Source organism: Rhizobacter sp. P3_B12 (genome assembly GCF_056402895.1).
Map to the genome: position 1 here is coordinate 1 of NZ_JBFUGN010000111.1, position 10,836 is coordinate 10,836.

The window sequence follows — 10,836 nt, forward strand, 5'->3', positions numbered from 1 at the left end:
TTTCCCGGCATCGGCAGGCCCCGCCAGCCTCGCCCCTCAGTGCTTCGTCGGCGCCCCCTCGGCCGGCGTCTCGGTGTGCATCACGCACTGCCAGCCGCCGCCGTTCTTCACCCAGGTCGACGAGTCGTTCATCACCTGCTGCGTGGCCTTGCTCTCCCCGCGCGGCGCGACGCCCTGCTTGACGCGGTAGGTCACGATGGCCGTCGCGTCGTTCGGGAACACCACCTCCACGTCGCTCAGCTCGAACGACGTGATCACCATGTTGCCGTGCTCCGCCATCTGGCGGTAGGCCGCGTGGTCGAACTTCATCGCGCCGTGCGAGCTGACCATCAGCGAGGGCTCGCTGAGCATCGCGAGCGCGGTGTCGGTGTCCTGGTTCACCATCGACTGCCAGAACTTCTTCTCCAGGTCGATCAGTGTCTTCTGCGGTGTCGGCATGAGGAACTCCTTTCAGGCTCGATCAGGAACAGGCTTCCATCCTGCGACTCCTGTGCGGCAGGGACATCGGAGAAGGCGGGGTTCCCCCGTAGGTGTGCTCCTACATCCGCAGCGCTTGTATGAGAATGGCGCCCATGACCGACCCCAACGCCCTCGTGGCCACCTCGCCGGCGTCGCTGGCGACGAACCCGCAGCTGAGCCTGCCGCAGAACTTCCCGCTGGCCTTGTCGCCGCAGCAGCAGGACAGCCTGCTGGCCCGGGTCGACGCCTTCCGGTTCACCGAGATCTCGCAGCACGACATCGCCTCGCTGGCCCTGGAGCCCGAGCTGGCGCTGAACCGCACGCTCGACGGCTTTCTCTCGCGCATCGACAAGAGCACCTCGCCGCAGCTGTTCACGCTGGTCGCATCGTTGAACCAGCATGTGCAGGACGAGAACCTGCCCGAGCTGGCCAACCGCATCCTGAACGCGCAGCCGTCGCTGCTGGCGCGCATCCTCGGCCTCTTCAACCGGAAGTCGCTGCGCCAAGCCGCCAGCCGGGCCTATGAAGAGGCGGCGCGCATCGCATCGGGCCGCTCGAAGGCGCTGTCCGAGCTGATCGCCGGCATGGAGACCAGGCTGCGCACCGAGATGACCCGCCTCAACGAGGAGCTGCGCCACCTCGACACCGTGAAGGCCGAGTACCGCAAGAGCTTCGTCGCCTTCGCTGAAGACGCCGTCTTCCTGAACAGCGCGCTGGCCAAGGCGCGCGCCGAGGTCGCTGCACTGGAGCCCGTGCTCGCCGGCGACCCGCAGCGCCGCCACGACCTGCGCGACAAGCTGCAGTCGCTCGAATCGCGCGCGCTCGCCGTCGAAGGCACGCTGAGCAAGCTGCCGGCCGACCAGCTCGTGATCCGCCAGCTGCAGAACGCCGGCGTCGCGACGCTGCAGGAACTGGCGACGACGATGGCCTCGCGCTTCGCGAGCATCAAGATGACGCTGCTGACCATCCACGGCGCGCGCATGGTGCAGGACCTGCAGCGCCTGGGCCAGCAGGGTGCCGACCTCGATCGCAACCTGAACCGGGTGCGCAGCATCCTGATGCAGGATGCCGTCCAGAACGCTGCCACCGCGCCGGGCAACAACCGGCTGGCACAGGCGCAGCAGCTGCAATCCGTCGTGGCCGACACGCAGAACCTCGTGGCCCTGGTCGATGCCGCACGCGACACCAACCAGCGCAAGTTCGACGAAGCCCGCGCGCTGATGGCGCAGGCCCGCGAAGACATGCTGACCCTCGGCAAGGGGCTGAACCCCGCCGCCACCGTCGCCGCCCAGTCCTACACCCTCACCCGCTGATCAGCGCTGCCCCCATGACCGCACCTTCGCTCAAACTCAACCTGACCAAGCCCGGCGATGCCGCCCCGAAGCTGTCGCTGTCGCTCGACAAGGGCGAGCGCTTCAAGGTGCGGCTGGCCTGGGACGGCGACACCGACATCGACCTGCACGCGCTGGTGGCCGTGAACACCGGCGGCGGCGCAAAGGTGTCGAGCTTCGGCGACATCCTGTCGACCTACAACGTGCAGCGCACGATCCGCGGCCAGGCCACCGGCACGCTGCCGCTGAATGCCGACAAGACCTTCTCGGTGCACGGCGGTGCGCTCGTCCACAGCCCCGACGCGACCGACGGCCTGGCCACCGGCGACGACGAGTGGGTGTCGATCCAGCCCGACCGGCTCGCGCCGCCGGCGGCCGGCGTGATCGAGATCCCGCTGGTCGCGATGATCCATCCCCAAGGCTCCGGCCGCTCGTTCCGCACCGTGCGCAACGCGCGCGTCGTCGTCGAGAACGCGCTCGGCAAGGAGCTGCTGAACGTGAGCCTGTCCGACCAGTTCGGCGAGTTCGTCGGCGTGCAGATGGGCTCGATCATGGTCGAGGCCTCGGGCTCGTCCTTCGTCGGCGTCGGGGTCGGCTTCAACAGCGACTTCAACCAGGTGCTGGGCCACTTCTCGTGATGCGGCGCTCGTGAGACTGCGCGGCTGGCGCATGGCATGAGCATCAAGGTCACCGTGATCGGCGGGGCGGGTGGGCCCGAACCCGCGCCGGCACCGGGAACCGTCAAGCCGACGGTGTTGCCGGGGTCGGTGCTGCCTGGGTCCACGCGGACGGTCACGGCGATGCCATCGGCGCCGGCGACTCCGGTCGTTGCCGCGCCCCCCGTCTTCGCCGCCTCGGCGCTGCCCGGCGTGCAGCGCAAGCCGGTGGAGGTGCCGCTGACCGAGCTCGCACGCCGCTTTCCGCACGCCGAGGCCGCGGCGCTGCAGCGCACGCAGGGCGTGCTGGCGGGCCTGCACGTGCAAAGCCTCGATGCGAGCGGCTGGCTGCGCTTCGGCATGCCCGAGCAGGAAGAACTCGCCGCGCTCATCCGCCAGCGCCTGCAGCTTGCGCAAGAGGCCACGACGCGCAGCGTGCCGCAGCACCTGCGCCGGCTGCACGAGCTGCTGTCGGACGTGCTCGAAGCGCTGGACGGCGGTTTCTTCCGCAAGCCGGCCGCTGCCGTGTGGGCGGGGCACGAAGCCGAGGTCGCGCAGCTCGAGGCGCTGCTCGGCGCCTCTCGTGCGGCGCTGTCCGATCAGCTGCAGGCGCTCGGCTTGCTGCGGCAGCCGGTGCTGGCCTGCGGCCAGCGGCTGGAAGCGAGCGCGCTGGCCGCTGAATACCTGCTCGACCACCTCGGCGCCGACGCGGGCGGCCTGCTGCTGGCCCGCCTCACGTCGCTGACCGGCTCGCAGGCGATGCTGCAGGAGCACCGCCTGCACCTGGCGCAGGACGCGAGCCGCCTGCAGGAGCTGATGACCTGGGTGCAGGACGGCGTGCTGCTGAAGCTGCCCGCGGTCCACGCCCAGCTGGCCGGCCTGGCCTCGCGGCCCAGCGAGACCCAGCGTTTCCTCGCGGCCGAGAAACTCCACGACATCCTGCAAACCCTGAAGCGAGCCCTCTGATGGCCTTGACCCTGAACCTCGAAAAGTCCGCCCGCACGCTGGTCCTGAGCCTCGAGAAGGCCGGCGTCACCCAGCCCCCCGCGCTGGAGGTCGGCTTCGGCCTGGACGTCTCCGGCTCGTTCGAGGACGAGCACCGCGCCGGCATCACCGACCAGTTGCTGACGCGGCTGGTGCCCTGGGGCCTGGCGTTCGATCCGGACAGGAAGGTCGATGTCTTCACCTTCTCGTCGGGTGCGAACGGCGTGCACGACGTGGGCTCGGTCGACGCGGGCAACTACGACGGCTACGTCGCGAACAACATCATCGCGAAGGTGCCGGGCTGGAACGGCGGCACCGACTACTCGCATTTGCTGGAGCGCATGCTGAAGCACTTCGGCTGGGCCGGCCCGATCGAGAAGAAGGCGGGCTTCTTCGGCCGTCTGATGGGGCAGAAGGACGAGGTGATCCCCGTCGCGAAGAAGCGCTCGCTGGTGATCGTCGCGACCGACGGCGACAACGCCGACAAGGAGCGCACGATGCGCGTGCTGCGCGAATCGGAGCAGCGGCAGGACCAGGTCTATTTCCTGTTCCTCGGCATCTCGAACCAGGGCTCGACCTTCCCGTTCCTCGATCGCATCGGCGACCAGTTCGGCAACACCGGCTTCAAGGCCATCCACAACCTGCGCAAGTTCGTCGCGCAGTCGGACGAGGAGTTGAACGAGCAGTTGATCGATGGGGAGTTGATTGCGTGGTTGAAGGGGTGAGCGCGTGACGCTCCGTTCGCCCTGAGCAGGGACTGAGCTTGCCGAAGGCCCGTCCGTCGAAGGGTTGTGCCCGAAGCGTGCGGGGCCTTCGACAAGCTCAGGGCGAACGGTGTTTCTTTGCAACCGCCGGGCCTTCACTCAATACCCCGCCGCCTGCCCGTCCCGCCGTGAATCGCTGGCCGCGACGTAGCCGTCTTCGAGGTCATCGCTCAGCTTCCAGATGAACTGCCCGCTGCCGTAGTCCATGTACGCATCGGGCGTCGGCTCGAAGCGGTGGCCGAGTGCCTTCAGCCCATCGACCAGCGCCGGTGCCATCGTCGATTCGAAATCCACTGCCCGCCCGTTGCCTACCTTCCAGCGCGGCGCATCGCAGGCCGCCTGCGGCTGCTGGCGGTGCACCAGCATGCGCACCAGCGTCTGCAGGTGGCCTTGCGGCTGCATGTTGCCGCCCATCACGCCGAAGCTCATCTGCGGTTGGCCGTCGCGCGTCAGGAAGCCGGGGATGATGGTGTGGAACGGCCGCTTGCCCGGTGCGACCACGTTCGGGTGTTTCTCGTCCAGCGTGAAGCCATAGCCGCGGTTCTGCAGGCTCACGCCGGTGCCCGGCACCACCACGCCGCTGCCGAAGCCCATGTAGTTGGACTGGATCAGGCTGATCATCATCCCGCGCTCGTCGGCCGCGCTCAGGTAGATGGTGCCGCCCGCAGGCGGCGTGCCGTGCGCCGGGTCGCCGGCGCGCTTCGGGTCGATCAGCTTCGCGCGCTCGCTGAGGTAGCCGTCGCTCAGCAGGTCGTCGGCCGTCACCTCGGTCATCGCGCGCGCGTCGGCCACCCAGCGGTAGGTGTCGGCGAACGCGAGCTTCATCGCCTCGATCTGCAAATGCTGCGACTCGACGCTGTCGACCGGGTACCGCGCCAGGTCGAGCCGCTCCAGCATGCCCATGGCCATCAGCGCGGCGATGCCCTGCCCGTTCGGCGGGATCTCGTGCACCGTGTGGCCGGCGAAATCCTTGCGGATCGGCATGACCCACTCGGGCCGGAAGTTCGCAAGATCCGCCAGCGCCATGCTGCCGCCGTGCGCCTTCGCGTGCGCCACCAGCTTCTCGGCGATCTCGCCGCGGTAGAACGCCTCGCCCTTCGTCAGCGCGATCTGCCGCAGCGTGGCTCCGGCCGCCGCGAACACGAAGCGCTCGCCGGGCTCCGGTGCACGCCCGCGCGGCATGAAGGCCTCGGCATAGCCGGGCTGGTCCTGCAGGCCGGGCACCTGGCGACCCCACTTGTCCGAGACGATGCGGCCGACGCCATGGCCGCGCTCGGCCAGCTCGATCGCCGGCTCCAGCAGGTCGGCGAACGGCAGCTTGCCGAAGCGCTCCGACAAGGCCATCCAGCCCGCCACCGCGCCGGGCGTGGTCACCGCGTCCCAGCCGCGCATCGGCATCTTGTCGCCGTGTTTGCGGCGGAAGTAGTCCGGCGTCCACGCGGCCGGCGCGACGCCCGACGAATTGAGCCCGTGCAGCGCCTTGCCGTCCCACAGGATCGCGAAGTTGTCGCTGCCGAGCCCGTTCGACACCGGCTCGACGATGGTCAACGCGGCCGCCGCGGCAATCGCCGCATCGACCGCATTGCCGCCTTTCAGCAGCATGCGCAGCCCGGCCTGCGAAGCCAGCGCCTGCGAGGTCGCGACGACGTTGCGGGCCATCAGCGGGCTGCGGATGGTGGGGTAGGGATTCGTCCAGTCAAAGTTCATAGGGAGCCCCGTAGCCCGGATGCCAATCCGGGAATTCATCATCGCTGGCGCGGATCCAGCGCATCGCGCAGCCCGTCGCCGAGCAGGTTGAAGGACAGCACCAGCAGGAAGATCGACACGCCCGGCCAGATCGCCATCCACGGGGCCGAGTCGACATAGTTCTTCGCAGTATTCAACATGCTGCCCCAGCTCGGCGCCGGCGGCTGCTGCCCGAGCCCGAGGAATGACAGGCTGGCCTCGGCGATCACCGCCGACGCGATCGCGAGCGTCGCCTGCACGATCACCGGCGGCGTGATGTTCGGCAGCACATGTCGCAACGCGATGCGCAACGGCGGGTTGCCGACCGCACGCGCCGCCTCGATGTAATCCTCGACCTTCACGTTCAGCACCTGCGCCCGCGCGAGCCGCACGAAGATCGGCGTCGCCGACACCCCGATCGCGATCATCGCGTTGGAGAGGCTCGGCCCGAGAAAGGCCGCCAGCGCGATCGCCAGGATCAGGAACGGGCACGCGAGGAAGGCATCGGTGATGCGCGAGATCAGCGCATCGGCGAACCCGCCGAGGAAGCCCGCGGCCAGCCCGATCGGCACGCCCAGCAGCAGCGAGATGCTCACCGACACCAGCCCGGCGAGCAGCGACGCGCGCGTGCCCCACGCCACGCGCGACAGCACGTCGCGGCCGATCTCGTCGGTGCCGAACCAATGCTCGGCGCTCGGCGCCTTGCGGATCGCGCTCCAGCTGGTGGCGACCGGATCCTGCAGGCCGAACCACGGCGCGAAGAAGGCGATCGCGATGAAGAGCAGCACGACCGCGAGGCCGAGCAGCGCGCCGCGGCGGCGCTTCAGCCGGCGCCAGGCGCGGCGCCACGGGCCGGCCTCGGAACGCGGCGCAACGGGGAGAGGAAGCACGGCAGCCATCGTCAGCGCCTCAGTCGCGGGTTGACCGCAAAGTAGGCCAGGTCGGCCAGCAGGTTGAGCAGCATGTAGGTGCTGGCGGTGACGAGCACCACGCCCTGCACCACCGCGTAGTCGCGGTTGAACACCGCATCGACCACCAGCTTGCCGAAGCCCGGGATCGTGAACACCTGCTCGGTGAGCACCGCGCCTGACAGCAGCGTTCCCAGCTCCAGCGCGCCCAGCGTGATGATCGGCGTCAGCGCATTGCGCAGCGCGTGCTTCAGCACCACGGTGCGCTCGCTCAGGCCCTTGGCGCGCGCGGTGCGCACGTAGTCGGCCGACATCACCTGCAGCATCGCGCTGCGCGTGTGGCGCATCAGCACCGCGGCGATCGCGTTGCCGAGCACGAAGGCCGGCATGATCATCGCAGCCAGGTTCGCGCCCAGGTCCTCGAACGGGCTCACGTAGCCCGAGGCCGGCAGCCAGCCGAGCTGCACCGAGAACAGCAGGATCATCAGGATGCCGAGCCAGAAGTTCGGCGTCGAGATGCCCCACAGCGCGAACGCATTGGCCGCCCAGTCCCAGGCCGTGCCGCGCCCCACCGCCGAGACGATGCCCGACGGGATGCCGATCGCGAGCGCGATCGCCATCGCCAGCAGCGCGAGCTCCACCGTCACCGGCAGCTTCTGCAGGATCAGCTCGAGCACCGGCTGCTGGTTGCGCACCGATTCACCGAGGTCGCCCTGCAGCACGCCGCCCACCCAGCGGGCATAGCGCAGCGGCAGCGGCTCGTCGAGATGCAGCTTGGCGCGCAGGTAGGCCACCACCTGCGGATCCTGGTCTTCGCCGGCCAGGATCTTGGCCGGGTCGCCGGGCAGCAGCTGCTGCAGCCCGAAGATCAGCATCGAGACGAACAGCAGCGTCGGCAGCAGCGTCGCGACGCGCTTGACGAGGTACTCGAACATCAGCGGGTCACGGCGCGAATTTGAGGCCGCTGACGCGCAGCAGGCCGTCGGGCACGTTGCGCACGCCGCCGAGCTTCGCGTTGTAGGCCCACAGCCAGTTGCGGTGGTACAGGTAGACGATCGGGCGCTCCTTCAGCACGCGGGCGGCGATCTGCTCGAACACCTTCTTGCGCTCGGCGGGGTCGCGCAGTTCGCGCGAGCGGGTCAGCAGCGCATCGGTCTCGGCATCGCAATACCCGGCGTAGTTCAGCGGCTGCTTGCAGCCGTGGAAGCTGAACAGGTTGCCGTCCGGATCGGCGCGGCCGCTCCACGCCAGCACCAGCGCCTCGAAGTCGCCCTTGTCGGCCATGTTCAGCGAGGTCGCGAACTCGGCGGCCTGGATCTTCACGTCGAAGCCGGCCTCGCGCGTCATCGCCTGCACCACCAGCGCCAGGCGCTGCGCGTCCGACGTGGTCGGCGCCACCAGCGTGAAGCTCGGGTTCGGGATGCCGGCTTCCTTCAGCAGGGCCTTGGCGCGAGGAATGTCGCGCCTGGGCACCGGCACGTTCTTCGCGTACCAGGCGTTGCCCGGCGCGACCCACTGGTTGCCCACCGTCGCCTCGTTGTCCATCACCACCTGCGCGATGCCCTGGCGGTCGAGCGAGAGCTCGAAGGCCTCGCGCACGCGGGCGTCGCGGCCCAGCGGGTTCTGCTTCGCCTTGTCGCTCTTGGCCAGGTTGATCGTGATGCCCTGGTAGCCGATCTCGGTGATGCGCGAGGTCTTCAGCTTCTTGTCGGACTGCAGCTTCTCCATGTCGCTGGAGGCGACGCGCTCGATGAAATCGAGCTGGCCGGATTTCAGGTTGGCCAGCCGCACCGTCGCGTCGGGGATCGGCGTGTAGACGATCTTGTCGAAGTGGATCGCGTCCTTGTTCCAGTACTGCGGCCAGCGCTCGAACACCATGCGGTCTTGCGCGACGCGCTCGACGAACCTGAACGGCCCGGCGCACACCGGCTTCGTGCCGAACTTGTCGCCGGCCGCCTGCGCCGCCTTCGGCGAGACCATCATGCCGGCGCGGTCGGCCAGCTGCGCGAGCAGCGGCGAGAACGGTGCCGACAGGTTCAGCTTCACCGTCAGCGGGTCCACCACGTCGACCGTCGCGACCGGCGCCAGCTCGCCGCGCCGGTTCGAGCCGGGCAGCGTCTTGTGGCGTTCGATGTTGAACTTGACGGCCGCGGCATCGAACTTCTCGYCGTCGTGGAAGGTCACGCCCGGGCGCAGCTTCAGCGTCAGCGTCTTGCTGTCGGCCGACCACTCGTAGCCGGTGGCCAGCTGCGGCTGGATCGCGAGCTTCTCGTCGACATCGAACAGCTTGTCGCACAGCGCGCTGAACACGACGCGGCCGACGAAGCTGCGCGAGAGCGACGGATCGAGCACGTCGGGGTCTTCGGCCAGGCCCACGCGCAGCGTCTGCGCCGGCGCGAGCAGCGGCGCGGCCGCCAGCAGCAGCGCGGGGATCCATCGGGTCATCGGATACGTCATCGTGAACTCCAGGAACAGATCAAGGGGTGGCTTGGATGAAGGCGGCCTGCAGGCGCGCGAGGCGGATGCTGGCCGGCGTGGTGGCGGCCGCGGGCTTGAGCGGCGCAAGCGCCGGCAGCTCGCGCCAGAAGTGGCAGGCGACCGCCTGGCCGTCGTGCAGCTCCAGGGCCGGCGCCTCTTGCGCGCAGCGCTCGCGCGCATGCGCACAGCGCGTGTGGAAGTGGCAGCCGCCCGGCGGGTTGACGGGGCTCGGCACGTCGCCGGCCAGCAGCACGCGCTGGCGCAGCAGGCCCGGCTCGGGCACCGGAATCGCCGACAGCAGCGCCTGCGTGTACGGGTGGCGCGGCGCCGCGAACAGCGTGCGCTTGTCGGCCAGCTCGACGACGCGGCCGAGGTACATCACCGCGACGCGCGTCGCGATGTGCTTGACCACCGCCAGGTCGTGCGCGATGAAGAGGTAGGCGATGCCGAAGCGCTGCTGCAGGTCCTGCAGCAGGTTCACCACCTGCGCCTGCACCGAGACATCGAGCGCCGACACCGCCTCGTCGCAGACGATCAGCTTCGGCTCGACCGCCAGCGCCCGCGCGATGCCGATGCGCTGGCGCTGGCCGCCGGAGAACTCGTGCGGAAAGCGCTGCGCATGCTCGGGCGCCAGGCCCACGGTGTGCAGCAGCTCGGCCACGCGCTCGCGGTGCCGGCCGGTGTGCAGGCCGTGCAGCATCAGCGGCTCGGTGAGCGTCTGGCCGACCGTCATGCGCGGGTTCAGCGACGAGAACGGGTCCTGGAAGATGATCTGCATCGCGCGGCGCTGCGCGCGCAATGCGGCGGCATCGAGCGCGCCGAGATCCTGCCCGTCGAACCGCACCTGCCCCGCGCTCGGCTCGATCAGCCGCAGCACCAGCCGGCCGAGCGTCGACTTGCCGCAGCCCGATTCGCCGACCACGCCGAGCGTCTCGCCGCGCGCGATCGTGAGGTCGATGCCGTCGACCGCGCGCACCGCGCCCYTCGCACGCCCGAACAGCCCGCGGCGCACCGGGAAGTGCTTGACCAGGCCGTCCACCTTCAACAACGGATCGCCGATGGGATCGCTCATGGCAACGGTGCCCTCCAGCACGCCGCCTCATGGCGCGGTGCCAGTTCGTACAACTCCGGCGCCGCCTCGCGGCAGCGCGGCTCGGCGAACGGGCAGCGCTCGGCGAAGCCGCAGCCCGGCGGGCGGCGCAGCGGGCTCGGCACCTGGCCGTCGATCGACGCGAGCCGCGTGCGCTCGCCGTCGAGCCGCGGCACCGAGCCGAGCAGGCCGATCGTGTACGGGTGCTGCGGCGCTTCGAACAGCGCCTGCACCGGCGCGCGCTCGACGATGCGCCCGGCATACATCACGACCACCTCGTCGGCCACCTCGGCGACGACGCCGAGGTCGTGCGTGATCAGGATGACGGCGGTGCCGGTCTCCTGTTGCAGCGAGCGCATCAGCGCGAGGATCTGCGCCTGGATCGTCACGTCGAGCGCGGTGGTCGGCTCGTCGGCGATCAGCAGCCGCGGCTCGCAGGCC

The 10,836-nt window shown here is 69.6% G+C and carries 11 protein-coding genes; 4 read left to right on the forward strand and 7 right to left on the reverse strand.

All coding sequences use genetic code 11. The features are described from left to right. Positions 1 to 36: 36 nt before the first annotated feature. Positions 37 to 438 (reverse strand): nuclear transport factor 2 family protein, encoded by a 402-nt coding sequence (locus AC1D01_RS08855; protein WP_477865680.1) that lies wholly within the window; start codon positions 436 to 438, stop codon positions 37 to 39. 134 nt (positions 439 to 572) lie between these two features. On the opposite strand from AC1D01_RS08855, the gene AC1D01_RS08860 reads away from it, so the two are divergent. The 4 genes from AC1D01_RS08860 to AC1D01_RS08875 are packed head-to-tail and all read left to right on the forward strand — an operon-like array spanning position 573 to position 4,155. Further along, positions 573 to 1,772 carry a hypothetical protein gene (locus AC1D01_RS08860; RefSeq protein ID WP_477865681.1) on the forward strand — a complete coding sequence of 400 codons (1,200 nt, stop codon included), beginning with the start codon at positions 573 to 575 and terminating at the stop codon, positions 1,770 to 1,772. Between the two features lie 14 nt (positions 1,773 to 1,786). After that, a complete protein-coding gene (locus AC1D01_RS08865) occupies positions 1,787 to 2,428 on the forward strand; it encodes a TerD family protein (protein WP_477865682.1) in 642 nt (213 codons plus the stop codon). Positions 2,429 to 2,464: 36 nt separating this feature from the next. Continuing rightward, entirely contained in the window at positions 2,465 to 3,412 is a 948-nt protein-coding gene (locus AC1D01_RS08870; RefSeq protein WP_477865683.1) for a hypothetical protein, read from the forward strand. Next, positions 3,412 to 4,155 (forward strand): VWA domain-containing protein, encoded by a 744-nt coding sequence (locus AC1D01_RS08875; protein WP_477865684.1) that lies wholly within the window; start codon positions 3,412 to 3,414, stop codon positions 4,153 to 4,155. Before AC1D01_RS08870 ends, AC1D01_RS08875 begins: the two co-directional genes overlap by 1 nt. 138 nt (positions 4,156 to 4,293) lie before the next feature. Here AC1D01_RS08875 and AC1D01_RS08880 read toward each other — a convergent pair whose 3' ends face one another. From AC1D01_RS08880 to AC1D01_RS08905, 6 genes are all read right to left on the reverse strand, one after another. Further along, positions 4,294 to 5,901: a gamma-glutamyltransferase family protein gene (locus AC1D01_RS08880; RefSeq protein ID WP_477865685.1), complete on the reverse strand. Its 1,608-nt coding sequence runs from the start codon at positions 5,899 to 5,901 to the stop codon at positions 4,294 to 4,296. 38 nt (positions 5,902 to 5,939) lie between these two features. Then, positions 5,940 to 6,818 carry an ABC transporter permease gene (locus AC1D01_RS08885; protein WP_477865686.1) on the reverse strand — a complete coding sequence of 293 codons (879 nt, stop codon included), beginning with the start codon at positions 6,816 to 6,818 and terminating at the stop codon, positions 5,940 to 5,942. A gap of 2 nt (positions 6,819 to 6,820) precedes the next feature. Beyond that, positions 6,821 to 7,762, reverse strand: coding sequence for an ABC transporter permease (locus tag AC1D01_RS08890; protein WP_047507078.1), 942 nt, complete (start codon positions 7,760 to 7,762; stop codon positions 6,821 to 6,823). 7 nt (positions 7,763 to 7,769) lie between these two features. Further along, the gene (locus tag AC1D01_RS08895) at positions 7,770 to 9,284 is read right to left on the reverse strand and encodes an ABC transporter substrate-binding protein (RefSeq protein ID WP_477865687.1); all 1,515 of its coding nucleotides are present in this window, start codon (positions 9,282 to 9,284) and stop codon (positions 7,770 to 7,772) included. 19 nt (positions 9,285 to 9,303) lie between these two features. After that, positions 9,304 to 10,377, reverse strand: a complete 1,074-nt coding sequence (locus AC1D01_RS08900) for an ABC transporter ATP-binding protein (protein WP_477865688.1) — start codon at positions 10,375 to 10,377, stop codon at positions 9,304 to 9,306. Next, positions 10,374 to 10,836, reverse strand: a 463-nt coding sequence (locus tag AC1D01_RS08905; RefSeq protein WP_477865689.1) for an oligopeptide/dipeptide ABC transporter ATP-binding protein, incomplete at its 5' end; no start/stop codon positions are given. The genes AC1D01_RS08905 and AC1D01_RS08900, both read right to left, overlap by 4 nt.

Excerpts from the sequence above, each read along its gene's own strand:
- AC1D01_RS08855 (WP_477865680.1), bottom strand. The coding sequence starts at position 438 with ATGCCGACACCGCAGAAGACACTGATCGACCTGGAGAAGAAGTTCTGG.
- AC1D01_RS08860 (WP_477865681.1), top strand. The coding sequence starts at position 573 with ATGACCGACCCCAACGCCCTCGTGGCCACCTCGCCGGCGTCGCTGGCG.
- AC1D01_RS08865 (WP_477865682.1), top strand. The coding sequence starts at position 1,787 with ATGACCGCACCTTCGCTCAAACTCAACCTGACCAAGCCCGGCGATGCC.
- AC1D01_RS08870 (WP_477865683.1), top strand. The coding sequence starts at position 2,465 with ATGAGCATCAAGGTCACCGTGATCGGCGGGGCGGGTGGGCCCGAACCC.
- AC1D01_RS08875 (WP_477865684.1), top strand. The coding sequence starts at position 3,412 with ATGGCCTTGACCCTGAACCTCGAAAAGTCCGCCCGCACGCTGGTCCTG.
- AC1D01_RS08880 (WP_477865685.1), bottom strand. The coding sequence starts at position 5,901 with ATGAACTTTGACTGGACGAATCCCTACCCCACCATCCGCAGCCCGCTG.
- AC1D01_RS08885 (WP_477865686.1), bottom strand. The coding sequence starts at position 6,818 with ATGGCTGCCGTGCTTCCTCTCCCCGTTGCGCCGCGTTCCGAGGCCGGC.
- AC1D01_RS08890 (WP_047507078.1), bottom strand. The coding sequence starts at position 7,762 with ATGTTCGAGTACCTCGTCAAGCGCGTCGCGACGCTGCTGCCGACGCTG.